Here is a 23516-nt window from a genome sequence, read left to right on the forward strand (position 1 = left end):
AACCCATATACCGGGTTCATTCAGCGAGTGGACTTAAATAACGCCCTGCGCCAGCATTGCGTCGGCGACCTTCACGAAACCGGCGATATTCGCGCCGCGTACGTAGTTGGTCTGCTTCGCTTCACCGCCGTATTCAACGCAGGCGTGGTGGATATCCAGCATGATATGGTGCAGACGGGCATCCACTTTCTCCGCTTTCCAGCCCATGCGGGCGGCGTTTTGCGCCATTTCCAGACCTGAAGTGGCTACTCCGCCGGCGTTCGCCGCTTTACCCGGCGCGAACAGCACGCCCGCTTCGAGGAATAGATCGGTCGCCGCAATAGTGGTTGGCATGTTGGCGCCTTCCGCGACGGCCTTCACGCCGTTGGCAATCAGCTGACGGGCAGCGTCGACGTCCAGCTCGTTCTGCGTGGCGCATGGCAGAGCGATATCCACCGGCACGGACCACGGCTGTTTGCCTTCAAGGTAGGTCAGGCCGAACTCGCGCGCGTAATCCGCCACGCGGCCGTGGCAGCGCTCTTTAATGTCGATCAGGCGCGCCAGTTTTTCTTTGGTGAAGCCAGATTCATCAACCACGGTACCGTTGGAGTCGGAAGCTGTAATCACCCGTGCGCCGAGCTCCATGGCTTTTTCAATCGCGTACTGCGCCACGTTGCCCGAACCGGACACCGCGACGCGAGCCCCTTCAAAGCCCAAACCGTGGCGCTTAAGCATCGCTTCGGTGAAGTAAATCAGACCATAACCGGTGGCTTCCGGACGAATCAGGCTGCCGCCGAAGGAGAGACCTTTACCGGTGAATACGCAGGCGCTGTTGTTGGAGAGCTTACGCATCATCCCGGCCATAAAGCCCACTTCACGACCGCCCACGCCGATATCACCGGCCGGCACGTCGGTATCCGGGCCGAGGTGGCGATAGAGTTCGGTCATCAGCGCCTGACAGAAACGCATCACTTCGCCATCGCTTTTGCCTTTGGGATCGAAGTCGCTGCCGCCCTTACCGCCGCCCATTGGCAGGGTGGTCAGAGCGTTTTTGAAGGTTTGTTCAAAACCGAGGAATTTCAGAATCGACAGGTTTACGGAGGGGTGGAAACGCATGCCGCCCTTATAAGGGCCGATGGCGGAGTTGAACTGCACGCGCCAGGCGCGGTTAACCTGAACCTGATTGCGGTCATCAACCCAAACGACGCGGAACTGGATAGCACGCTCCGGTTCAACCAGACGTTCCAGCAAATTCATCTGACGATAGCGCGGATTTTCCTCAAGGAATGGCCACAGGGTGGTCATCACCTCGCGGACCGCCTGAGCAAATTCAGTTTGATTTGGATCGCGCTGTTGAACGCGGGCGAGAAAACCTTCCAGAGTGCACGTCTGATCCATAGATATAAGTTCCCCTTATGGTTGTGGTTGCGTCTATTTATTATGATTCGGCCCTTGAAAAAGCCGATTTTCCGACTATACCATCGGAAATCGTTAGTTAAGCAAGGAAAAATTGTTCAGAAAGCAAAATTTATAATCAGGCGGTGGTCATAATCAAAAGCGATGACAACCACCTGACAAAATTAGCGGGAATGGAGAGCGGCGCGCTGGGCGATAAAGGTTTCGAGCAGGGGAATATCGGCTGGCGCAAGAGGAAAGGTTAACGCCTCCTGCGGTGAACACCAGCGCAGCTGGCTGTGGTAGCGGGCGCTGGGTTCACCGTGAAAATGTGGAACCCACCAGGCGTGAAGATGAATCAGGCGGGCGGAAACTTCGCGCTGATGGCTGGCGATATAGCATTCCGGCCAGGCGTCGATCGCCAGCTCTTCCTGGAGCTCACGCGCCAGCGCCTGGGCCTGGGTTTCGCCGGGTTCAACTTTTCCTCCGGCCAACTCCCACATTCCCGGTTGATCCGCGTGGGGCGGCCGCTGCGCCAGCAGAATTTGCCCATCGCGTTCGATAATGGCGGCAACAACATCAAGGGTTTTTAGCATGTGAATCATCGTTCTGTACGGGATAATGGCCTATTATCACCGTCCTTGTCCCCGTCAAACAACCCTGAATCCGCTGGAGAGACTTTGTGCTTGACCGTCATTTGCATCCCCGCCTGAAACCTGTCCTTAACGCTGCCGCCGGCTTGTTGGATCGTCCGGCTATCTCTCCCGATGGCCTGACGCTATTTGGCTTTGCGATTGGCGTGCTGGCGCTGCCGTTTTTAGCCCTGGGCTGGTATCCGGCGGCGCTGGCGGCGATCGTGCTCAATCGCCTGCTGGACGGCTTAGACGGCGCGCTGGCCCGGCGACGCGGATTGACCGATGCCGGCGGTTTTCTCGATATTTCGCTCGATTTCTTGTTTTACGCTCTGGTGCCGTTTGGCTTTATTCTTGCCGATCCGGCGCACAACGCGCTGGCGGGCGGCTGGCTACTATTCGCGTTTATCGGCACCGGTAGCAGCTTTCTCGCCTTTGCCGCGCTGGCGGCTAAGCATCAGATCGATAATCCGGGCTATGCCCATAAATCGTTTTATTACCTTGGCGGGCTGACGGAAGGGACGGAAACTATCGCGCTGTTTGTGCTGAGCTGCCTGTTCCCGGCGTGGTTTGCGTGGCTGGCGTGGATTTTTGGCGCGCTGTGCTGGCTGACGACCTTTACGCGGGTGTGGAGCGGATACCTGACCCTGAAGCAGGTCAGAGATTGATGGGCAGGTTTTTCCCGGCTCGCGCTGCGCTTAGCCGGCCTACGGTGCCGCAGTCGTCAGCGGTCCGGTGCGCCAGCGCCGTCTTCGGGAAATACGCCGGGACGGATGCTTCCCGGCGGTTCATATGGTCAACAGGCGAATTACATACTGCTTTCCGGGCCGCGTTCCCCGCGCGAGACCGGGTTTTTCGGGTTGCTGCTCCACTCGTACCAGCCGCCGTCGTAGACCGAGACGTTGTTCCAGCCCATCGCCCGGGCATACATAAAGGTTTCTGAGGCGCGCCAGCCGGTACCGCAGTAAAAAGAGACCTGCTGGTTTGGCAGAATATTCCATGATTTCCACATCGCGGCGATATCATCTGCGCTACGCATGGTGCCGTCTGGATTATGGAAATCCTCCATATGGGTGGAGTCGCTTCCGGCATGGCCCCAGCGGGCGCCGGCAATTTCCCCCATCGGCTTGATATAGCTGTAGCCGCTGGTGGTGCCGATAAACTCCGGCCAGGAACGAATGCTCACCAGCGAGGCGTCCTGACGGTGCAGCAGGGCGCGAGCCTGCTCGGTATTGAGCATCAGCTGCGGCTGACCCGGGATCGGTGCGCCGAACTCCGGCTCGGGCTTCTGCTTCGGCGGGGTTCCGCGCTCGACCGGCAGCCCGGCGTCGGACCAGGTTTTCCAGCCGCCGTCGAGCAGGCGCACATCCTTCACTCCGGCGTAAAGCATGATCTGCGCCACGCGGGCGGCGGCATACACGTCGCGACCGTACAAAATCACCGTGGTGTCATGGCGAATACCGTGTTTTGCCAGCATCGCTTTAAGCTGCGCGTCGGAGACTTTGTTCCATAGCGGCTCGCTCTCCACCTCGTTGGTATCGATATACCCGGCGCCCGGAATATGGCTCAGCAGATAAAACTTCGGCGCGCCCCAGGCGGCCTCGAACACCTTCCAGTGTCCGGCAGGCGCGGCGGTGACCGGTTTATCCTGCTGGAGGTCGTGCAGCCACTGCGGATACACCAGCTGTTCAAAGTGCGGCAGCTTCTGCAGGCGCTCTGCCTGGCTCAGGGCGTCGTCAAGCGAGCTGAGATGAGTGAAACCTGCGGCCTTAAGGCGCGCCGCGACTTTCGCGTTGTCGTCGGCATCGCCGTACAGCGCAATTGGCGTTGAGGCCTGCAGATTGTGCAGCTTAGCCCAGGCGCCCAGCTGTTCGTCGGTCATTGCGCTAAGCCAGCCGGCGGCGAGGTTGAGCGCCTGCGGTTCATGGCCCTGAGGGCCATTGGCGCCTTGCGGCCAACCGTTATAGAAAGCGCTAAGACGCGTATCAATGGCGACGCCATTGTGCTGTTGCAGCGTGGAAAGCGTTAGCGTTGGCATAGTTTCAGCGGCGGAGGTGGAAGCGGCAGCAAGCCCCATCAGCAGGGCGAGTGCGGTCAGTTGAGAAACACGTTTCATCGAAATGCCCGACAGTAGAAAATTGAGCGGCAATTCTCCGCGTTATAAGCGGAGAATTCTTTGCGATAGCGCAGGCTTTCATTGCCAGATCCCCATATGCAAGCAGCGCCCTCCGGAGGGCGTATCCTGGTCATCATGCGTGACCAGCACCGCGGGGATCGCCTGCCGCGCGAGTTCGTTGAACACCCAGCGGCGAAAATCGGCGCGCAGCGCAACGTCGAGGCGATTAAATGGCTCATCCAGCAGCAGCGCCCGCGGCCTGGCCAGCAGGGCACGCAGCAGGCTGACCCGCGCCCGTTGGCCGCCGGAAAGCGTCGCCGGATCGCGAGTATAGAATCCCGCCAGACCGGCGCGCTCCAGCGCCTGCTCGACCCGGGCTTTGCGCTGGGGGCCGCTAACGTCAGCGGCAAGCGCCAGCAGCAGATTTTGCCCGACGCTGAAGTGGTCGAACAGCAACGCATCCTGGAACAGAATGCCGATACGGCGCCGCTCGGTGGGTAAACTGTCGCAGCGCTGATTATCCAGCCACAGTTCGCCCGCGGCGTGGAAGCTCTCTTCCAACGCGCCGATCATCCAGGAGAAGAGCGTTGATTTGCCGCTACCGGATGGCCCCATCAAGGTCAGGACCTCGCCGGGAGCAACGGAAAAATCGACGTTGCGCAGCAGAGGCTCTTCTTTGAGGCGCAGAGTAAGGTTTTTGACGATCAACATTAGCGTAATCCTTGTCGATAGCGGCCTAACAGCCAGGCCAGCAGCGCGGTGGCGGCAAAAAACAGCGCCGGTAACAGCAACTGCCACAGCGCCTGCGCGGCGAGGGTGGACGTATCGCCGCCGCTGCTCAGCGCCACCGCTTCGCTGGTCAGGGTCACAACCCGTCCGCCTCCCAGCCATAACGTCGGCAGATATTGCGCGATGCTTACCGAAAAGCCCACCGCCAGCGCCGTCAGCAGCGGACGGGTCAGAGCGGGTAACGTGACCAGCCAGAAGATGCGGCCTCGTTGCCAGCCGAGGGTGCGGGCGACGAGCTCCGCGCGCGGATCGCGAGCGCGCCACGCGGGACGCAGAATAAACAGCATCCACGGTACGACCCACAGCAAATGCCCCCATAAAACGGTGAGCCATTCGCCGTCCTGCCACGTATACAGCGCCAGCTGATATTGACCGTCCACCAGCGGCAGCGCCGGTAAAATCAGCGGCAGCCAGATCCATTCGCCGAAGCGGGAGGGGCCCAGCGCCAGCCATAGCAGACAGATGACCACGCCGATCGATGCTGAGCATAGCCCAAGCCACAGGCTGTTGCCGACGCTATCTTGGACCGGCAGGCTAGTCTGCGCCGCCGCGGCAAGCAGCAGGGCGCAGGCCACCCCACACAGCGGTAGAAGAAGGGCGAAGCTTTTCCCGGCTAGCGCCCGCGGCTGCGGGCGACGGATCCCCTTAACCGGCGGGATCCGTCGTCGCCAGATACCCCAGACTCCCCATGCCGCCAGCGTCATCATAGCGAGGGTCAGCAGCAGTATCAGACTGGCGAGGGCGCCTTTCGCCTGCTGGTGCTCATCGCCCTGGCTTAACCATTGCCAGGCAAGCACCGCCAGGGTCGGCGGGTTGCCCGGCCCGATCACCAGCGCGACGTCGACCGCCGAAAGGCTCCAGGCGGCAGTCGCCAGCAGCACTATCGACAGCGCCGGAAGCAGGGTGGGTAACACCAACCACTTCAGGCACTGCCAGCGTCCGTAGCCGAGGCTTTTTAATACCGTTGCCTGTCCGGCGAGGCGTTTTTCACCCAGCAGACCGTAAACCACCCACAGCAGGAACGTGCTCTCTTTAATCGCCATCGTCAGGCCCAGTCCGATGCCGTAGCGGTCGATCGGCGGGTTAAGGAGCGGGAAAAGGCGAGAGAGCCAGCCGCCTTCGGCAAACAGCAGCAGGGCGGCAGTAGCGAAGGCCACGTGGGGCACCGCCAGCAGCAGCGGAAGCCTGGCCGCCAGCCGTCGCCAGCCGCCCGACGGCCAGAGCGCGGCCACGACGGTGAGCGTGATAATTAGCGCGCCGCCCACCGACAGCAGGGTTGAGACGAGAGTCGCCGCCAGCGCCTGACCAAACTGCGGGTCGGCAAACAGCGACTGCCAGAGGGAGAGGCGAAGCGCCGGAAGCGCCATTAGCCCAGCGGCCGGCAGCAGCGGCAGATAGATCAGCGCGATGGCGGCCCAGATCAGCAGCCTTAGTGCGTGCCGTAGCGGCGCAGCCATTCCTGCTCCAGCGCTTCTACCCAGGCCGCGTGCGGTTCACCCAGCATCGGCGGCATATTCTGCGGCACAACGGCGTTAAAGGCCTGCCGCTCAGTGTCGCTTAATTTCGCTGGATCCAGCACGCTGGGGTCGCCCCATACCGCCGGGTCGGCTTTGCGCAGCTGGGCCTGCGGCGAGAGCAGGAAATTCGCCACCACTTTCGCCCCCGCCGTCGCCCGGGCATTGGCCGGGATCGCCACAAAGTGGACATTACCGAGCATCCCCTGGCTGAAGCCGAAGCCGTAGCTGTCTTCAGGTAGCTCACCGCTGGCCGCTTTTTGCGGCGCGTGCAGCGGGTTAAAGGTGATGGACAGCCTGAGGGTCCCACTCTTCAGCATGGCATCCATGCGGGCGGGCGAAGCCGGGAAGTCACGGCCCTGGCGCCATAGCAGTGGGTGAAGCTGGTCAAGATAGTGCCACAGCGGCGCGCTCACGGCGGCGAAGGTGGCCTCCTCAGGCGGCTGGCGCAGCGCGTCGGGCCGCGGGGTCAGCGTCAGCAGCAGCTGTTCAAGAAACGCGGTACCGGTAAAATCCGGCGGACGCGGATAGGTGAAGCTGCCGGGATGCGCGGCGGCGAAAGCCAGCAGCGCCTGCGGATTTTGCGGCGCGTTGGGCGTTTGTGAACGGCGAGCGATAAAGGTGAGCTGCGCGCCGCCCCACGGGGACTCCGCCCCATCGGTCGGCAGGGAGAAATCCTCGCGCACCGGCTTTTGCGTATCAACGAAGCGCCAGTTGGGCAGGGTTTCCGCCCACCGGGTTTGCAGCAGACTGGCGTTTTTCAGGGTGCGGAAGTTCTCGCCATTTACCCACATCAGATCGATGGAACCACCTTGACTGCGTCCGGCGCGGGCTTCGCTCTGGATGCGCTTGACCGCATCGGCGGCATCGGCAATATGCACGATGCGCAGGTCGATAGCGTAATCGCGCTTCACCTCACCGCTGACCCAGTCGAGATAGCGGTTAACCGCCGGATCGCCCCCCCAGGCATTAAACCACACCGTCTGGCCGCGGGCTTCTTGTAGCGTGGATTGCCATCCCGCGCTGGCGGCCAGCGGGGAGAGCAACAGTAAAGCGAAGACCAACATACTGCGCATAACCGCTCCTTATGGTTTTGAATCGGTTGGGATCCGGCACAATCCTTGGGCGGGGATCGCCATGGCTGAATTAAAGCGCGCCGACAGGTTTTGTAAACCGATCAGCGCCGTGAGTTCGGTGAGCGTGCGGGCGTCAAACTGACCTGCCAGCCTGTTGCGCAGCGCATCGTCGACCACCGGCGGCGTCATGCTGGCCGCCTCGGCATACTCCAGCGCCAGCCGCTCGCGCTCGCTGAATAGCGCGCTGTCCCGCCATTCGGCGACCGCCAGTAGTTTATCGCTGCCGCCGCTGCGTTCTGCCAGCTTCATATTGGTGATATCAATGCAAAACTCGCACAGGCACAGCTGCGCGACGCGGGCGCTGACCAGCGAGCGCAGCACCGGATCGAGGGGCGAACGCTTACGCTCCAGATAGCCGACGAACATCGACACCAGGTAAAACACCAGCGGAATACGGCCCCACCAGCGGATAGGGCTGAGTACCTCGCCGTAGTGGCGGCGATGCAGCCAGGCCTGCGGGCGAAGAATCAGCGGAATGGACTTCAGAGGGGGTAAGCTCATCGTGAACGCCTCTTTTGTTGTTCAAGATAGAGCGCTTTCGCGACCACCACCACAATGGCCAGCGCAAACAGGATCGATAAACCGGTGACCAGCCAGAAGGTGCCGCCGGTCAGCAGGCTGCCGGTCCACGAATAAACTATCGTCGCGGGCAACTGGCCGAGGCCGGTGGCCAGCATAAAGTGGCGAAAGCGCATTGACGTCAGCCCGGCGGCGTAGCTCACCGGATCGAATGGCACGAAGGGCAGCAGACGGCAGATTAATATGGTGTGTTTGCCATAGCGGGTAAAAAAGCCATCCATACTCTGTAATACATTTTTGCCGGTGAGTTTTTCCACCGCCTCTCGGCCAAGCGCTCTGGCGATAAAAAAGCACAGCGCCGCCCCGGCCATAGCGCTTACCCACGACAGCGCGCCGCCCCAGAAAGCCCCGAACAGGGAGGCGTTGGCAAAGGTGATCAGAAAGGCGGGAAGCGGGGCGATAATCGCCTGCAGAATCATCAGCGCGAAGGAGACCAGCGCCGCCTGCGGGCCCCAGGCGTCGATAAAGCGTTCAACAGCCTGCTGATCGAGCGTGGCAAAGGCCTCGAGGCTGCGCTGCATAAACCCATGTACGCCGGGTATCAGCCACCATGCCAGCAGAAGCGCAAGCAGCGTAATGCCAATGGCTATCCGCGAGAGCGCGTTGCTATTTTTCATCGTTAGACCGTAAACGTGGCGTAGCGATCCGCCGATAGCGGGCATAGCTTTTCGCCGCCTGAATCAGGGCAAATAAGGCCAGCCCCGCGAGCGTCAGTTTCAGTACAAACAGGGGGGTGACACCCTCGCGAATAAGCTCGCTGGCCATCAGCGTATAGATAAATATGCCGGGCAAGGTGGTGAGGGCGGAAATAAAGGTAAACGTCCAGAACGGAATCGCCGTCAGGCCATAGGCGTAGTTCTGGATATTATAGGGAAACAGCGGGATGAGCCGGGTCAGAATTAAAAAATCGGCGCCGCTACGGGCGATGCCTTTTTCAATGGCCTGAAATATCGCCGTCTGCCCGATGTATTTAAGCAGCAGCTCGCGGCCCAGCCAGCGGGCGAACAGAAACGACAGGGAAGAGGCGAACGTCGCCGCCAGCAGCGACAGCAAGGTCCCCGCGAGCGGACCAAAAATGACTCCGCCGGCAATCACCAAAATAGAGCCCGGTATTAAACACAGGGTGGCGACGATAAACAGCAGAATATAGAGCGTATAGCCGAAGGCTCCGCTCTGACGGATGGCCTCGCGCAGACGGTCAAAATGGGTAACCAGCTCGGCAAAACCCGACTGCTGAATAATACAGGCGACAATGCTCAATACGACCACAACAAAAAGCAGCTTATACTCTGCTTTATGACGGCTTCTTTTGCATTGGGTTCTCCTGTATTGCGCGGCGGTCAAAAGTGCGCGCGACAGTATAATAGTTTGCCGCCGTTCACAATCGCTGACGGCGGCTTTTTTGATATGGCTCAGGCTCTGCGGGCCAGTGAGCCTGATGACGCGGCGGTTTAGACCTTAAAGGTCGCCCATACCGGCGCGTGGTCGGAGGGTTTTTCCATTCCACGAATTTCGTAGTCGATGCCGGTTTCGACACAGCGCTGCGCCAGCGGGGTGCTTGCCAGCAGCAGGTCGATGCGCAGCCCGCGGTTATCGTCAAAGCCCTTAGAACGATAGTCGAACCACGAGAAGTGCTCGTTATCCTGCGGGTTCGCATGGCGGTACGTATCCACCAGGCCCCAGCCCAGCAGGCGCTCCATCCATTCGCGCTCTTCCGGCAGGAATGAACATTTGCCGGTACGCAGCCAACGCTTACGGTTCTCTTCGCCGATGCCGATATCAAGGTCGGTGGGGCTGATATTCATGTCGCCCATGATCAGCACCGGATTCTCTTTATTCAGTTCAGTATCGAGGTAGTTTTGCAGGTTCTGGTAAAACGCCGCTTTCGCCGGGAATTTGGTTTCATGATCGCGGCTTTCGCCCTGCGGAAAATAGCCGTTAATCACCGTCAGGTTGCCAAACGGGGAAGGGATTTCCGCCATGATGATGCGGCGCTGGGCCTCTTCACCATCGTTCGGGAAACCGCGACGCACGGCGATCGGCGTCTCTTTGGTCAGCAGCGCGACGCCGTAGTGGCCTTTCTGCCCGTGATAAAAGACGTTGTAGCCCAGCTTCGCCACCTCTTCGAGGGGAAACATGTCGTCGTGGACTTTGGTTTCCTGTAGGCCGATGACATCGGGCTGGTGTTTATCGATGATGGCGGCCAGCTGATGCGGGCGGGCACGCAGGCCGTTGATATTAAAAGAGACAAATTTCATAGTCGCTGCCACTGTGCAAGGTGAATAGTGCAGGGATGGTAGCAGAAATTCGCCGGGCTGGCTGCGCAAAGGCGCTTTATTCTGCCGATTGCAGCGGTTGGTAGCCTGTTTGCACAAACTGTGCACCATTCTGGAACGCGCTGCGCCAAAAAAGGGCGATTATTGCCGATAAATTTCGTCAAGGATCACAATTATAGAATTATATCTTACCCCTGCATAATCTTTCTTTTTATTCCACTGCAAAAGCCTCTTTTAGTATTTTTATTCACTTTTTATGCATTTTATGTGAATAGCGGTCTTTCGTAACTTATTGATATTTCGTTATCGACCTCGATTTATGCATTTTTACCTCTGGCTGGCACGAACCGTGCAATCTACATTTACAGCGTAATAACCATATTCATTAACATTATTTAAACTTTTTATTTACCGGAAGAGGTCGATATGTCTCAGTCAATTACGCGTAGCAACTTTGATGAATGGATGATGCCTGTATACGCGCCAGCGGCTTTTATTCCGGTACGCGGCGAGGGGTCACGCCTGTGGGATCAGCAGGGAAAAGAGTATATCGATTTTGCCGGCGGCATTGCGGTGAACGCCCTCGGCCACGCTCATCCTCGGCTGGTTAAAGCGCTGACCGGGCAGGCGGAAAAGTTCTGCCATACCGGCAACGGTTACACCAACGAACCGGTATTGCGTCTGGCTAAACAGCTGATTGACGCCACTTTTGCCGACCGGGTTTTTTTCTGTAACTCCGGGGCCGAAGCCAACGAAGCGGCGCTAAAAGTGGCGCGCAAATATGCCCACGATCGTTTCGGTAGTGAGAAAAGCGGCATCGTGGCGTTCAAAAATGCCTTCCACGGCCGCACGCTGTTTACCGTTTCCGCGGGCGGCCAGCCGGCCTATTCGCAGGATTTTGCGCCGCTGCCGCCGCAGATTCAGCACGCTATCTATAACGATCTCGATTCGGCAAAGGCGCTGATCGACGACAATACCTGCGCGGTGATCGTTGAACCGATGCAGGGTGAAGGCGGCGTCGTGCCTGCGGATGCGGACTTCCTGCGCGGCCTGCGTGAACTGTGCGATGCGCACAACGCGCTGCTGATTTTCGACGAAGTCCAGACCGGCGTCGGCCGCACCGGGGAGCTGTACGCCTATATGCACTACGGCGTGACGCCGGACCTGCTTTCCACCGCCAAGGCGCTGGGCGGCGGTTTCCCGATTGGCGCGCTACTGGCATCGGAGCGCTGCGCCAGCGTGATGACCGTCGGTACCCACGGCACCACCTACGGCGGTAACCCGTTGGCCTGCGCGGTGGCGGGGGAAGTGTTTGCCATCGTCAACACCCGCGAGGTTCTCAATGGTGTTAAGCAGCGCCATCAGTGGTTCTGCGAACGGCTCAACGCGATCAACGCGCGTTACGGCCTGTTTAAAGAGATCCGCGGCCTGGGGCTGCTTATCGGCTGCGTGCTGAAGGACGAGTATGCCGGCAAGGCGAAGGCTATCAGCAATCAGGCGGCGGAAGAGGGGCTGATGATTTTGATTGCCGGCGCCAACGTGGTGCGCTTCGCTCCGGCGCTGATTATCAGCGAGGACGAGGTTAACAGCGGTCTGGATCGTTTCGAGCTGGCCTGCAAACGCTTTCTCGCGGGAGTCTCATCATGATGGTGATCCGTCCGGTAGAAAAAGGCGATCTGCCGGGGCTACTGACCCTGGCCGGAGAGACCGGCGGCGGCCTGACGTCGTTGCCGGCTGATGAAGCCACGCTGGCCGCGCGCATTGAACGTTCGCAGATGACCTGGCGCGGCGAGCTGCCCAAAAGCGAGCAGGGGTATGTCTTCGTTCTTGAGGACTGCGCCAGCGGCGCGGTGGCGGGAATTTGCGCCATTGAGGTGGCCGTGGGGCTTAACGACCCCTGGTACAACTATCGCGTTGGTACCCAGGTGCACGCGTCGAAAGAGCTTAACGTCTACAACGCCCTGCCGACGCTGTTCCTGAGTAACGATCATACCGGCAGCAGCGAGCTATGCACGCTCTTCCTGGATCCAAAATGGCGGAAAGAGGGCAACGGCTACCTGCTGTCAAAATCACGCTTTCTGTTTATGGCCGCTTTTCGCGAACGTTTCAACGAAAAGGTCGTGGCGGAAATGCGCGGCGTCATCGACGAACACGGTTACTCGCCGTTCTGGGAGAGTCTTGGAAAGCGCTTCTTCGCGATGGAGTTCTCCCGCGCCGACTATCTGTGTGGTACCGGGCAAAAAGCGTTTATCGCCGCCCTGATGCCGAAGCATCCGCTGTATATCGACTTTTTAAGCGACGAGGCGCGAGCGGTCATCGGTGAGGTCCATCCGCAAACCGCCCCGGCCCGCGCGGTGCTGGAGAAAGAGGGGTTCCGCTATCTCAACTACGTCGATATTTTTGACGGCGGCCCGACGCTGGAATGCGAAATTGACCGGGTGCGGGCTATTCGCAAAAGTCGGCTGGTCACCGTCGCCGAAGGCCAGCCCGCGCCGGGCGAGTGGCCAGCGTGCCTGGTGGCCAATGAGCAGTACCAGCAGTTTCGCGCCATGTTAGTTTACGCCGACCCGGAGAGCGACCGCCTGGTGCTAAGCGCGCGCGAGCTGGATGCCCTGAAATGCCACCCCGGCGACCAGATTCGCCTGGTTCGTTTGTGCCCCGAGGAGAAAAAATCATGAGTTTATGGATTAACGGCGACTGGCAAAGCGGTCGCGGCCCGGCCCGTAGTAAACATAACCCGGTAAGCCAGGCGCTGCTGTGGCAGGGCAACGATGCCGATGCCGGGCAGGTTGCGCTGGCGGTCAGCGCGGCGCGTGCGGCGTTTCCCGCCTGGGCCCGTCAGCCGTTTGCCGCCCGGAAAGCGATCGCGGAAAAGTTTGCTTCGCTACTGGAAGCGAACAAAAGCGAATTAACCGCGGTTATCGCCGGGGAGACCGGCAAACCGCGCTGGGAAGCGGCAACGGAAATTGCCGCGATGATCAATAAAATCGCCATTTCGGTGAACGCTTACCATAGCCGTACTGGAGAAGCGCAGACCGCGATGGCGGACGGCGAGGCGACGCTACGCCACCGCCCGCACGGCGTGCTGGCGGTATTTGGCCCCTACAATTTTCCCGGGCATCTGCCTAACGGTCATATCGTTCCGGCGCTGCTGGCGGGGAATACCGTGGTATTCAAACCCAGCGAGCTGACGCCGCAAAGCGGCGAGGCGGTGGTGAAGCTATGGGCCGAAGCCGGCCTGCCCCCGGGCGTGCTTAACCTGCTCCAGGGCGGACGGGAAACCGGCGAGGCGCTGAGCGGCCAGGCGGATATCGACGGCCTGCTGTTTACCGGCAGCTCTGCTACCGGTTTTCAGCTTCATCGCCAGCTTGCCGGGCAGCCGGAAAAAATTCTTGCCCTCGAGATGGGCGGCAACAACCCGCTGATCGTGGATGATCCTCAGGATATTGATGCCGCCGTGCATCTGACGATTCAATCGGCCTTTATTACTGCCGGACAGCGCTGTACCTGCGCGCGTCGGCTACTGGTAAAGCGCGGCGAGGCGGGCGATGCGTTTCTTAAACGTCTTGTGACGGTGTCACAAACGCTGATTCCCGCCGCGTGGGACGCCGAGCCCCAGCCGTTTCTTGGCGGATTAATTTCAGCGCAGGCGGCGCAAAAGGTGCATCAAGCCTGGCTGGCCCACGTGGCCAGCGGCGGCAAAACCCTGCTGGAGCCGCGCCTGCTGCAGGCCGGAACCTCGCTGCTGACGCCGGGCATTATCGACATGGGCGAAGTTGCACAGGTGGCTGACGAAGAGGTCTTCGGCCCGCTGCTCTGCGTCTGGCGCTATGACCATTTTGATGAGGCGATTGCCCTCGCTAATGCGACCCGTTTCGGGCTTTCCTGCGGGCTGATCTCCGCCGAACGCGACAAATTCGACCAGCTGCTGCTGGAGGCGCGGGCCGGTATCGTTAACTGGAATAAACCGTTGACCGGCGCCGCCAGCACCGCGCCGTTCGGCGGTACCGGCGCTTCCGGCAACCATCGTCCGGGGGCCTGGTACGCTGCGGACTATTGCGCCTGGCCGATGGCCAGCCTGGAATCGCCGGAGTTGTCGCTACCGGCTACCCTCAGCCCGGGGCTGAATTTTCGTCAGGAGACATCCCAATGAAAGCCTGGGAAGTGAACTTTGACGGGCTGCCGGGCCTGACCCACCACTATGCGGGCTTATCCTTCGGCAACGAAGCCTCGACAAAACACCGCTATCGGGTGTCTAACCCGCAGCTGGCGGCAAAGCAGGGGCTGAAGAAAATGAAAGCGCTGGCGGATGCGGGCTATCCGCAGGCGCTGATCCCGCCGCAGGAGCGGCCAAACATTCCGCTGTTGCGCCAGATTGGTTTTGACGGCAGCGATGAGCAGGTACTGGAAAAGGCGGCGCGCCAGGCGCCGGAACTGCTGTCGGCGGTCAGCTCCGCGTCATCGATGTGGGTCGCCAATGCCGCCACGGTCTCGCCCTCAGCCGACTCGCTGGATGGCCGGGTGCATCTGATCGTCGCCAACCTGAACGATAAATTCCACCGCGCCAGCGAAGCGCCGACCACCGAAGCGCTGCTAAAGGCGATTTTCCCCGATGAGCAGCGGTTTGCCGTCCACGGCGCGTTGCCCCAGGTATCGCTGTTCGGCGACGAAGGGGCGGCAAACCATAACCGCCTCGGCGGCGACTACGGCGCGCCCGGCGTGCAGCTGTTTATTTACGGCCGCCAGCAGGGGGGCGAAGATAATCCGCTGCGCTACCCGGCGCGGCAGACGCTCGAGGCCAGCCAGGCCGTCGCCCGCCTGAATCAGGTCAATCCCCGGCAGGTGATTTTCGCCCGACAAAATCCGGCGGTGATTGATAAAGGCGTGTTTCATAACGATGTGATTGCGGTAAGCAATCAGCAGGTGCTGTTTTGTCACGAGCAGGCGTTTGTTGACCAGCCGCAGCTCCTGCAGCAGCTGGCGCAGCAGGTTCCCGGATTTACGCCGCTCGTCGTACCGGCAAGCCAGGTTTCGGTAGAAGACGCGGTGGCGACCTATCTGTTCAACAGTCAGCTGTTGAGCAAACGGGAGGGCGGGATGCGGCTGATTCTGCCGCTGGAGGCGCAGGAACACCCGGGCGTCTGGCGCTACCTGAACCGGCTGGTGGAAGGCGATAACCCGATCGATGAGCTGCAGGTTTACGATCTGCGCGAAAGCATGGCCAACGGCGGCGGCCCGGCCTGCCTGCGGCTGCGGGTGGTGCTGACTGAGGACGAGCGACAGGCGGTGAATCCGGCGGTGATGATGAACGATGCGCTATTCGCCACCCTGAATGACTGGGTAGACCGCTACTATCGCGATCGCCTGACCCAGGCCGATCTCGCGGATCCGCAGCTTCTGCGTGAAGGCCGCGAAGCGCTCGACCATTTAACGCAGATCTTGTGCCTGGGCTCAGTGTATCCGTTCCAGCAATAATAAGGAGGCGTCGTGGACGACTTTCTGGCACTCACTCTGGCGGGGCGTTTGCCCCACCATTTTCATGGCCAAACCGCACAGTTTCGCTGGCACTGGATTGACTGCGGCATTCTGCAGCTCGTTCCCCATGAGCCCTGCGATCGGTCGCTGGTTTTGTCATCCGGACTTCACGGCAATGAAACCGCGCCGGTCGAAATCACCGATCTCCTGCTGCGACAGCTGTTTCGTGGGGAAATGCCGCTACGCTGGCGGCTGCTGGTTATCTTCGGTAACCCTCAGGCGTTAAGGGCCAACAAGCGCTATCTGCATAGCGATATCAACCGTATGTTCGGCGAGCGATGGCGCGCTTTTAGCGCCAGCGATGAAACCGTTCGCGCCCGGCAGCTGGAGCATGCGCTGGCGCGATTTTATGCCGGGACGTCCGGCGAGCGCTGGCACCTGGATTTACATACCGCCATACGCGGTTCGCTGCATACCCGCTTTGGTGTCCTGCCGGCGCGGGATACCCCATGGGATGAAGCGTTTTTGCGCTGGCTGGGGGCGGCAGGGCTGGAGGCGCTGGTGTTTCATCAGCAGCCGGGCGGGACCTTTACCCATTTCAGCTGCGAACGCTTCGGCGCGCGCTCCTGCACGCTGGAGCTCGGTAAGGCGCTACCTTTTGGCGAAAACGATCTGCGCTTGTTCGCGGCGACTCAACGCGCGCTGTCGCTGCTGCTGGCGGGGGAGGTGACGCTGGAAGCTGAGCACACGCCGCTGCGCTACAGGGTGGTACAGCAAATTACCCGCAGCAGCGACAGGTTCCAGCTGTATATGTCGGCGCAGACGCTGAACTTTACGCCGTTTGCCGCCGGGACGCTGCTTGCTGAGGATGGCGACACTCGCTATGTGGTGGAAGGGGAGCAAGAGTACATTCTGTTCCCCAATCCCAGCGTCGCCTTGGGCCAGCGCGCCGGGCTGATGCTGCAGCGCTTCCAGTGAATCCGTCGCCCGTCCGGGCGGCGGCGTTTATTTCGGTTTTTATTTTTCCACTGTCATCTTATTTTTTCGTGCTCTGTCCATTGATTGCAGATTATTCCTGGTTAAATGCTTTGTTTTTAATCTCTGCTGATTTATAATCTCCATAATTTCTCGGTAAAACAGCCTGTTATTTATTTTTTCTGACACTTGTCTCCTCATTTTCCTTATTTTCTCCATAATTGGCGAGAAAATGTTTTTTACACTTTCAATGTTTTACGCTTGCTCTGATTAATTGACGATAAACGTCGTAAAGTTAATCTCGTCAACACGGCAACGCGCCGTAAGAATAACGCAAAGTAAGGATTGAACGATGAAGAAGATTACAGCACTGTTTGTTGCCTCTACTCTGGCTCTGGGCGCGGCTAACCTGGCCCACGCGGCTGACACTACGGCTACCCCAACCGATAACGCGCCGATGATGCATCATAAGCGCGGACCTGGCGGCCCGCACGAAATGATGTTTAAAGGTCTGAACCTGACCGATGCGCAGAGAACGCAAATCCGCGACATCATGAAGAACCAGCGCGACAACATGAAACGTCCATCCCTGGATGAGCGCCGCGCGATGCATGAGCTGGTAGCCAGCGATACCTTCGATAAGGCAAAAGCGGAAGCGCAGATTGATAAGATGGAGGCCCAGCATAAAGAGATGGCGCTGGCGCGTCTGGAAACCCAGAACAAGATTTACAACATCCTGACGCCGGAACAGAAAAAACAGTTCAATGCCAATTTTGAGAAGCATCTGACAGATCGTAAAGCGCCGGAAGGTAAAATGCCTGCACCAGCTGAATAACTCAGCGCGCTGACTTAAGACCGCCGGTCTTGCCCAATAACGCCAACAGGCTTTGGGCAGGGCCGGCGGTTTTTTCTTATCTGCTAAAAGTCCATCGTGAAACCTGATTTACCCGGCAGGGACGAATGTGCCAGTATGAGTGCCTTAACGATCGCCAAGGACTCAGGTGTCCTGGTCTAAAGCCTACTCTGCTCATGGATCTCGCATATGGAAATGTATATCGGCCTCGCCGTACTCGTTGTCGTCCTCATTTGGGTCGTAATGATCTATAACCGCTTTATCTCCCTGCGACGTTTCAAAGACGAAGCCTGGAGCGGTATTGCCGTACAGCTTAAGCGTCGCCACGACCTGGCGCCGAATCTGCTGAGCCTGGTGAAACGCTATGCGCAGCATGAAAAAGAACTGCTGGAAGAGATCTCCCGCCAGCGTGGCGAACTGGTCGGCAGCACCCGACAGATCGCCGACAGCGAACGCCAGTACTCTGGCACGCTAGGGCGCGTTTTCGCGCTCGGCGAAGCGTATCCAGAACTTAAAGCCAGCGAAAACTACCTTGCTTTACAGCAATCGCTCAGCGAAATAGAAGAGCAGCTGCAGATGGCTCGTCGCTACTTCAACGGCTCGGTGCGCGATTTCAATATCCTGGTCGAGTCTTTCCCCAGCCTGCTGCTGGCGCGGTTATTTAATTTTAAAGCAGAAGCATTCTTTGAACTTGACTCACCGGAAGAAGCTAAGTTACCGCGGATGGCGTGATTAAATGGCGAATTTACTTTTCCGGGGGTTGCGCCCCCTCGTCCTGCTGCTGCTTCTGAACATCAGCGCGGCTTTTGCCGCCGACGATATGATCATCATCAAGGATGCCTCCCAGCTTCCTGCTGACGCTATTCCAGCGTATGAACATATCCTCTCTTTCGATGCCCGGGCGCGCTTTAACCCGGACGGTAGCATGGAGATACGAGAAAATATCAAAGTACTTTCTCTGGGCAGGCAGATTCGGCGGGGGATTTTCCGTACGCTGCCCCTCACCTGGAACCGTCAGGACGGCAAGATCTTTCGCGTGTATTATGCGATCGAGTCGGTGTCGCGCGATGGTGTGCCTGAACCGTTTAGCCTTGATGAAGCAGAAAAAAACCTGACGGTACGCATTGGCAGCGGTGAACGGGTCCTGAAACCCGGGATCTATAACTACGAAATTCGCTATCAAATCAGCAACCATTTCAGCCGCTTCCCCGAGTGGGATGAGCTTTACTGGAACGTGACGGGCAACGACTGGGCGTGGCCTATCAGCGAGGCCAGCTTTCATCTTGACCTCCCGGACGCCGCTGGAAACCTCAACGCTAACGCTAAGGACGCCAGACTGCGATCGCTTGATGTTTATACCGGCGTCGCAGGGGCGAAAGAACACAATGCGCAGATACTTCCTGACGGTAGTGTCCGCACCCTGCGGCCTCTGGCGCGGGGGGAGGGGCTGACTGTGGTCTATACCTGGCCTCGGTCGATCCTTGCCGACGCTCCGGCGCCGGAGGCGGCTTTGCCGCTGGTGCATCTACTTATCCCCACCCTAAAAACCGGCGTAGTCTGGCTACCTCTGCTGCTGATGGCCGCTTATTACCTGATGTGGTGGCGAAAACACGTCACCAAAGCCGGGCTAAAAATGCCGCCGGTCGTTGCGCTTTATTCGCCGCCCCCCGGCATGTCTCCGGGCTACCTGCGTTTTATCACCCGGCGTAAATATGATGATGTGGCTTTTAGTAGCGATTTATTAGCGCTGGTGGCTAAACGCGGAATGGCGGTCAGCGGGGACAGTCAACACACCCCTAACCCGTGGCTTGCGAACGCCGGCGTAAAACAGCGGCTGACCCGTTTGCCCGTCGAGGGAAACCGGCAATTAAACTATGATGACAGGCAGCTGTTAAGTACGCTTTTTAAAGGTAAACAAAAAAATATCGATCTCAGCAAGGCCCATCAGCGACCGATGCAGACAGCGCGTGAAGAGCAGGAAAAGCGTTGTGAAGCGCAGCGGGATAAATTATTTCGCAAATGGGGGCAGCCGCTGCGGCGCTGTATCTATATCGCGCTGCTGGTGCCGGTGGTCTGCGGCCTTTGGGTTAATACGGAGGCCGCGCTGCTGACGATACCGGCCGCAGTTTTTATGCTGTTCGGCGGAGCGATGCTCACCTGTTTGCTGCGTTTTATATGCCGCCCGCGGGAGATGTGGCGTGCCTGGGGGCCGGTGCCGCTCTTTTTTTTGGCGATCTTCGGCCCCTTCGCGACGCTGGGAGGCGGGATTTTTCTCTTTGGTATACTGCCCATCACCCAGCTTCCGTCAGGATACATTGGCGCGCTTATGGCCGCGTTCGCGCTGTGCGTTTTCGTTGCCTGGAAAACGCCGCGCTATACGCAGCGCGGGCTTGATGAACTGTCTATCGCGAAAGGACTGATGCGCTATCTGGGTACCGCCGAAAAGCATCGTTATCAAATTATCTATCCGCCTGAGCAGATGATTTCCCATTTTGAAGCGCTGCTGCCGGTTGCTCTGGCGCTTGGCGTAGGGAAAACATGGGCAAATACCTTTGCCCACTACCTGAGTAGTACAGGCGCCATGTCGCATGCGTTTGCCGACGCCGACTGGGGAAGCGTCCGCCACTTCAGCGAAGCCTGCCGAACCGCCTCTATGTCGACGCCGGATAGCGGTTCAGGACGTGGTTCATCATCAGGTTCCGGTTACAGTGGCTCCGGTTCCTCCGGAGGCGGTTCATCCGGAGGCGGCTCGGGCGGCGGTGGCGGTGGCGGCTGGTAATTGCCCCGATAGCGCATCGGGGCTGACATTCACCTCACAGAGGATGGAGCTTATAGCGGCCGCTGAGCAGCGGCTTACACAATATTTTATACCCGTCATGGTCAAATTTGGCCGACAGGCGCGTGAGCGATGATGCCTGTGACAGGGACTCTACCGCGCCGAGCCACAGCCAGTTTTGAATAATGTGGTATTGGGTCATATCCTCGCTGCGCTCTTCCAGTGCGATCGCTCCGGCCCACGGCCAACACACCAGCTGCATCTTTTGCATGTTCTCACGCAGCCGCTGATGGTGCGTTTCAACGCTCTCTTTCCCGCAGCAGGCCCCCGCGCAGCGGCCCAGAGCGGAGCGGAAGCAGGCGCGCCCGCGGTTGAGCGGTTCAAGGCCCATTAATCCGTAACAAAGGCGATGCTCATCGGCGATTTTTTGCAACGCCTGCAGCGCCGCGCGGCGATTTGCAAACAGGCCAAAGAGATCGCTTTGCTGCGAGAAATCCAGCTCACTGGCGTAAACCACCTGAGGACGGTCGTCAGCAAGGCGTAACGAGCACAGCTGCCTGTTTTGCCGCAGTCGTTTATTGAATAGCGGCTGCTGTTCTTTAATTAGCTGCGCTTCTAATAACAGCGCGCCGAGTTCACCAGCCGTCCGCTGCCAGGTAATACGCCGGGACTGGCGCAGCATCGCCGCTTCGTCGGGCGTGCGCAGATGCGACAACACCCGGCTGCGGATATTCACGCTTTTCCCTATATAGAGCGGTAGGGTATCGCTTTCGCCATGGAACAAATACACCCCCGGCTGCCTGGGCAAAGCCTCAAGCCACGGACGCAGATGTTCGGGATACTCATAAATTGCCGCCGCTTCAAATTCGAGACGCGGGGCGGATTGCCTTCTTGCCACTTTTGCTCCTGGTGCTGGTTATTTATCCAGTATAGCAGTCGAAGGAAGAGGCGAAAAGGATAAAAAATCGCCCCGAACCGGGTCGGGGCAGAGGGGGAGAGGCGAATTACTTTTTCCAGAAGTCGTCGAAGACGGTAATCGGCGGTCTGCGTTTATGCTCGGTTTTCAAATACCAGCCTTCAATCGTTTTCGCAATTTTCTCATCCAGCGCTTTGCCTTCCAGATAATCATCAATATTTTCGTAGGTCACGCCCAGCGCCACTTCGTCCGGCAGGGAGGGGCGGTCGTCCTCAAGATCGGCGGTCGGCAGCTTTTTATACAGATGCTCCGGACAGCCTAAATGAGCCAACAGCTGTTTACCCTGGCGTTTGTTGAGGCGAAAGATGGGGTTAATATCGGTACCGCCATCACCGTATTTGGTGAAGAACCCGGTGATCGCTTCCGCCGCATGGTCGGTGCCTACCACCACGCCGTGGGTCATTCCGGCAATGCTGTACTGCGCCTTCATGCGTTCGCGGGCTTTTTCGTTACCGCGAACAAAGTCGCTAAGTTCGATCCCGGCCTCGCGCAGCGCCTGCTCGCTGGCCAGCACGGCGCCCTTAATATTGACCGTTAATACGCGGTCCGGCTGAATAAAAGCGATAGCGTCCTGGCAGTCCTGTTCATCCGCCTGCACGCCGTACGGGAGGCGCACGGCAATAAACTGCAGGCTGCTGTCGCCGGTTTCGGCGCGCAGTTCGTTGATGGCCAACTGACACAGTTTACCGGTGAGCGTAGAGTCCTGGCCGCCGCTGATGCCGAGGACCAGCGATTTGATAAAGGGGTATTTTTGCAGGTAGGATTTCAAAAAATCTACGCTGCGGCGTATCTCGGCTTCGACATCGATCTGGGGTTTTGCGCCCAGCGCCTGAATAATCTCTTGTTGTAGCGTCATTGCGCCCTCCGGGAAGTGAATCTGTTTGCCAATCAGCAGGGGTTTAACCTACCTCTTTGCCGGTAAAACGACAAGGATCACAATTTTGAGTGAAGCAAAAGCAGGCAACCTCAACAAGAGGGGATTTATTATTGGAAAGCTCTTAATTTCGTTTCATTTCCACCTTCGGCTTGAAAAATAACGATATTTATTCCAGGCTTATTAACACGCCAAAAAAAAGAGGATGGAACATGAACAAGCATTTTGCAGGATTTCTGGGCGCAGCAGCAGTATTGACCATGCTGGCAGGCTGTACGGCCTATGACCGTACCAAAGATCAGTTCACTCAGCCGGTGGTCAAAGACGTTAAAAAAGGTATGAGTCGCGCCCAGGTTGCGCAGATTGCCGGTAAACCTTCATCAGAAGTTACCATGATCCACGCGCGCGGTACCTGCCAGACATACATCCTGGGTCAACGCGATGGTAAAATTGAAACCTACTTTGTCGCTCTGGACGATACTGGCCACGTGATAAATTCCGGTTATCAGACCTGTGCCGAGTACGATACCGACCCGCGCAACAGCAAGTAGTATCCCTGACATAACGCTGATTTCTACGTAAGCCCGACCATTGGTCGGGCTTTTTTGTGAACTCTGATGCTTATTTAATTGCGCGAATTATTTGAGGGAAATGTGAAGGCAGTCAAAACGCGAGGTCAATGAGAGACAATTCTGTTCAAGGAGGAATTATCCTGGCGGTGAACGATGCCGTATACTCAATGCATAAACAATACTAATTCAAAGAAACATCTCTTACCGCCTCTCAGGCATCGATGATGCGGAGAGGACCGGGTCACACAAATTGAGGAAGCGTTCATGGAAAAGAAACATATCTACCTGTTCTGTTCTGCCGGGATGTCGACATCACTGCTGGTATCGAAAATGCGCGCCCAGGCCGAGAAGTATGAAGTGCCGGTGATTATTGAAGCATTTCCGGAGACCTTAGCTGGTGAAAAAGGTCCTGATGCCGATGTCGTATTATTAGGCCCACAAATTTCCTATATGCTGCCGGATATTCAGCGTTTACTGCCCAATAAACCCGTAGAAGTCATTGATTCCGTTTTGTACGGTAAGATCGATGGTTTAGGTGTTCTGAAAGCGGCCGTTGCGGCCATTAAGAAAGCGGCTGCACAATAATTTTTATTTTAAAA

General features: G+C 58.4%; 23 protein-coding genes. 11 read left to right on the top strand and 12 right to left on the bottom strand.

What is annotated here, in order from left to right:
* Positions 1-33: 33 nt before the first annotated feature.
* Both gdhA and KCG39_RS02595 read right to left on the bottom strand, forming a co-directional pair.
* Positions 34-1377 (bottom strand): NADP-specific glutamate dehydrogenase, encoded by a 1344-nt coding sequence (gene gdhA, locus KCG39_RS02590; RefSeq protein WP_004121398.1) that lies wholly within the window; start codon positions 1375-1377, stop codon positions 34-36.
* Positions 1378-1559: 182 nt separating this feature from the next.
* Positions 1560-1970: a pyrimidine (deoxy)nucleoside triphosphate diphosphatase gene (locus tag KCG39_RS02595; RefSeq protein ID WP_032742132.1), complete on the bottom strand. Its 411-nt coding sequence runs from the start codon at positions 1968-1970 to the stop codon at positions 1560-1562.
* Between the two features lie 86 nt (positions 1971-2056).
* On the opposite strand from KCG39_RS02595, the gene KCG39_RS02600 reads away from it, so the two are divergent.
* Entirely contained in the window at positions 2057-2674 is a 618-nt protein-coding gene (locus KCG39_RS02600; RefSeq protein WP_004121392.1) for a CDP-alcohol phosphatidyltransferase family protein, read from the top strand.
* Positions 2675-2814: 140 nt separating this feature from the next.
* Here the strand turns inward: KCG39_RS02600 and KCG39_RS02605 are convergent, their stop codons facing one another.
* From KCG39_RS02605 to xthA, 8 genes are all read right to left on the bottom strand, one after another.
* A complete protein-coding gene (locus KCG39_RS02605; protein WP_087829273.1) occupies positions 2815-4122 on the bottom strand; it encodes a rhodanese-like domain-containing protein in 1308 nt (435 codons plus the stop codon).
* A gap of 78 nt (positions 4123-4200) precedes the next feature.
* Positions 4201-4833, bottom strand: a complete 633-nt coding sequence (locus KCG39_RS02610) for an ATP-binding cassette domain-containing protein (RefSeq protein ID WP_049112794.1) — start codon at positions 4831-4833, stop codon at positions 4201-4203.
* On the bottom strand, positions 4833-6368 hold the full coding sequence (locus KCG39_RS02615) for an ABC transporter permease subunit (RefSeq protein ID WP_142467689.1): 1536 nt from the start codon (positions 6366-6368) through the stop codon (positions 4833-4835). Before KCG39_RS02615 ends, KCG39_RS02610 begins: the two co-directional genes overlap by 1 nt.
* Positions 6341-7501, bottom strand: a complete 1161-nt coding sequence (locus KCG39_RS02620) for an ABC transporter substrate-binding protein (protein ID WP_142467688.1) — start codon at positions 7499-7501, stop codon at positions 6341-6343. The genes KCG39_RS02615 and KCG39_RS02620 overlap by 28 nt, the downstream gene beginning before the upstream one ends.
* Before the next feature lie 9 nt (positions 7502-7510).
* Positions 7511-8062, bottom strand: a complete 552-nt coding sequence (locus KCG39_RS02625) for a carboxymuconolactone decarboxylase family protein (RefSeq protein ID WP_049115355.1) — start codon at positions 8060-8062, stop codon at positions 7511-7513.
* Entirely contained in the window at positions 8059-8757 is a 699-nt protein-coding gene (locus tag KCG39_RS02630) for a TVP38/TMEM64 family protein (RefSeq protein ID WP_049115357.1), read from the bottom strand. The genes KCG39_RS02625 and KCG39_RS02630 overlap by 4 nt, the downstream gene beginning before the upstream one ends.
* Positions 8747-9409 carry a TVP38/TMEM64 family protein gene (locus KCG39_RS02635; RefSeq protein WP_004121376.1) on the bottom strand — a complete coding sequence of 221 codons (663 nt, stop codon included), beginning with the start codon at positions 9407-9409 and terminating at the stop codon, positions 8747-8749. Before KCG39_RS02635 ends, KCG39_RS02630 begins: the two co-directional genes overlap by 11 nt.
* A 182-nt stretch (positions 9410-9591) precedes the next feature.
* Positions 9592-10398 carry an exodeoxyribonuclease III gene (gene xthA / locus KCG39_RS02640; RefSeq protein ID WP_123828207.1) on the bottom strand — a complete coding sequence of 269 codons (807 nt, stop codon included), beginning with the start codon at positions 10396-10398 and terminating at the stop codon, positions 9592-9594.
* A 444-nt stretch (positions 10399-10842) separates the two neighbouring features.
* Between xthA and astC the strand changes: the two genes are divergently transcribed.
* The 8 genes from astC to KCG39_RS02680 all read left to right on the top strand — a co-directional run bounded on the left by astC (position 10843) and on the right by KCG39_RS02680 (position 20498).
* Positions 10843-12063, top strand: a complete 1221-nt coding sequence (astC, locus tag KCG39_RS02645; RefSeq protein WP_142467687.1) for a succinylornithine/acetylornithine transaminase — start codon at positions 10843-10845, stop codon at positions 12061-12063.
* Positions 12060-13094 carry an arginine N-succinyltransferase gene (astA, locus tag KCG39_RS02650; RefSeq protein WP_004121368.1) on the top strand — a complete coding sequence of 345 codons (1035 nt, stop codon included), beginning with the start codon at positions 12060-12062 and terminating at the stop codon, positions 13092-13094. Before astC ends, astA begins: the two co-directional genes overlap by 4 nt.
* On the top strand, positions 13091-14569 hold the full coding sequence (gene astD / locus KCG39_RS02655) for a succinylglutamate-semialdehyde dehydrogenase (protein ID WP_004121366.1): 1479 nt from the start codon (positions 13091-13093) through the stop codon (positions 14567-14569). Before astA ends, astD begins: the two co-directional genes overlap by 4 nt.
* Complete coding sequence (gene astB / locus KCG39_RS02660; RefSeq protein WP_142467686.1) at positions 14566-15891, top strand: N-succinylarginine dihydrolase; 1326 nt, start codon at positions 14566-14568, stop codon at positions 15889-15891. Before astD ends, astB begins: the two co-directional genes overlap by 4 nt.
* A gap of 12 nt (positions 15892-15903) precedes the next feature.
* Positions 15904-16869 carry a succinylglutamate desuccinylase gene (gene astE / locus KCG39_RS02665; RefSeq protein WP_142467685.1) on the top strand — a complete coding sequence of 322 codons (966 nt, stop codon included), beginning with the start codon at positions 15904-15906 and terminating at the stop codon, positions 16867-16869.
* Positions 16870-17218: 349 nt separating this feature from the next.
* Positions 17219-17701 carry an ATP-independent periplasmic protein-refolding chaperone Spy gene (gene spy / locus KCG39_RS02670; protein ID WP_049112255.1) on the top strand — a complete coding sequence of 161 codons (483 nt, stop codon included), beginning with the start codon at positions 17219-17221 and terminating at the stop codon, positions 17699-17701.
* 207 nt (positions 17702-17908) lie between these two features.
* A complete protein-coding gene (locus KCG39_RS02675; RefSeq protein ID WP_142467684.1) occupies positions 17909-18451 on the top strand; it encodes a LemA family protein in 543 nt (180 codons plus the stop codon).
* A gap of 4 nt (positions 18452-18455) precedes the next feature.
* Positions 18456-20498 (top strand): DUF2207 domain-containing protein, encoded by a 2043-nt coding sequence (locus KCG39_RS02680; protein ID WP_142467683.1) that lies wholly within the window; start codon positions 18456-18458, stop codon positions 20496-20498.
* A gap of 34 nt (positions 20499-20532) precedes the next feature.
* Here the strand turns inward: KCG39_RS02680 and cho are convergent, their stop codons facing one another.
* Positions 20533-21393, bottom strand: coding sequence for an excinuclease Cho (gene cho, locus KCG39_RS02685; RefSeq protein WP_004121349.1), 861 nt, complete (start codon positions 21391-21393; stop codon positions 20533-20535).
* Positions 21394-21499: 106 nt separating this feature from the next.
* Complete coding sequence (nadE, locus tag KCG39_RS02690) at positions 21500-22327, bottom strand: ammonia-dependent NAD(+) synthetase (protein WP_004121346.1); 828 nt, start codon at positions 22325-22327, stop codon at positions 21500-21502.
* Positions 22328-22557: 230 nt separating this feature from the next.
* On the opposite strand from nadE, the gene osmE reads away from it, so the two are divergent.
* Together osmE and chbB are read left to right on the top strand one after the other, a co-directional pair.
* Entirely contained in the window at positions 22558-22896 is a 339-nt protein-coding gene (osmE, locus tag KCG39_RS02695) for an osmotically-inducible lipoprotein OsmE (protein WP_004121344.1), read from the top strand.
* A 285-nt stretch (positions 22897-23181) separates the two neighbouring features.
* Positions 23182-23502, top strand: a complete 321-nt coding sequence (gene chbB, locus KCG39_RS02700) for a PTS N,N'-diacetylchitobiose transporter subunit IIB (RefSeq protein ID WP_004101340.1) — start codon at positions 23182-23184, stop codon at positions 23500-23502.
* The last annotated feature ends 14 nt before the right edge of the window (positions 23503-23516 follow it).

Source organism: Klebsiella pasteurii (assembly GCF_018139045.1).
Classification (GTDB): Bacteria; Pseudomonadota; Gammaproteobacteria; order Enterobacterales; family Enterobacteriaceae; genus Klebsiella; species Klebsiella grimontii.

Excerpts from the sequence above, each read along its gene's own strand:
- KCG39_RS02630 (WP_049115357.1), bottom strand. The coding sequence starts at position 8,757 with ATGAAAAATAGCAACGCGCTCTCGCGGATAGCCATTGGCATTACGCTG.
- KCG39_RS02625 (WP_049115355.1), bottom strand. The coding sequence starts at position 8,062 with ATGAGCTTACCCCCTCTGAAGTCCATTCCGCTGATTCTTCGCCCGCAG.
- osmE (WP_004121344.1), top strand. The coding sequence starts at position 22,558 with ATGAACAAGCATTTTGCAGGATTTCTGGGCGCAGCAGCAGTATTGACC.
- astB (WP_142467686.1), top strand. The coding sequence starts at position 14,566 with ATGAAAGCCTGGGAAGTGAACTTTGACGGGCTGCCGGGCCTGACCCAC.
- KCG39_RS02595 (WP_032742132.1), bottom strand. The coding sequence starts at position 1,970 with ATGCTAAAAACCCTTGATGTTGTTGCCGCCATTATCGAACGCGATGGG.
- xthA (WP_123828207.1), bottom strand. The coding sequence starts at position 10,398 with ATGAAATTTGTCTCTTTTAATATCAACGGCCTGCGTGCCCGCCCGCAT.
- KCG39_RS02675 (WP_142467684.1), top strand. The coding sequence starts at position 17,909 with ATGGAAATGTATATCGGCCTCGCCGTACTCGTTGTCGTCCTCATTTGG.
- gdhA (WP_004121398.1), bottom strand. The coding sequence starts at position 1,377 with ATGGATCAGACGTGCACTCTGGAAGGTTTTCTCGCCCGCGTTCAACAG.
- KCG39_RS02615 (WP_142467689.1), bottom strand. The coding sequence starts at position 6,368 with ATGGCTGCGCCGCTACGGCACGCACTAAGGCTGCTGATCTGGGCCGCC.
- astD (WP_004121366.1), top strand. The coding sequence starts at position 13,091 with ATGAGTTTATGGATTAACGGCGACTGGCAAAGCGGTCGCGGCCCGGCC.
- chbB (WP_004101340.1), top strand. The coding sequence starts at position 23,182 with ATGGAAAAGAAACATATCTACCTGTTCTGTTCTGCCGGGATGTCGACA.
- KCG39_RS02610 (WP_049112794.1), bottom strand. The coding sequence starts at position 4,833 with ATGTTGATCGTCAAAAACCTTACTCTGCGCCTCAAAGAAGAGCCTCTG.
- astC (WP_142467687.1), top strand. The coding sequence starts at position 10,843 with ATGTCTCAGTCAATTACGCGTAGCAACTTTGATGAATGGATGATGCCT.
- astA (WP_004121368.1), top strand. The coding sequence starts at position 12,060 with ATGATGGTGATCCGTCCGGTAGAAAAAGGCGATCTGCCGGGGCTACTG.
- KCG39_RS02605 (WP_087829273.1), bottom strand. The coding sequence starts at position 4,122 with ATGAAACGTGTTTCTCAACTGACCGCACTCGCCCTGCTGATGGGGCTT.
- nadE (WP_004121346.1), bottom strand. The coding sequence starts at position 22,327 with ATGACGCTACAACAAGAGATTATTCAGGCGCTGGGCGCAAAACCCCAG.
- spy (WP_049112255.1), top strand. The coding sequence starts at position 17,219 with ATGAAGAAGATTACAGCACTGTTTGTTGCCTCTACTCTGGCTCTGGGC.
- KCG39_RS02680 (WP_142467683.1), top strand. The coding sequence starts at position 18,456 with ATGGCGAATTTACTTTTCCGGGGGTTGCGCCCCCTCGTCCTGCTGCTG.
- KCG39_RS02620 (WP_142467688.1), bottom strand. The coding sequence starts at position 7,501 with ATGCGCAGTATGTTGGTCTTCGCTTTACTGTTGCTCTCCCCGCTGGCC.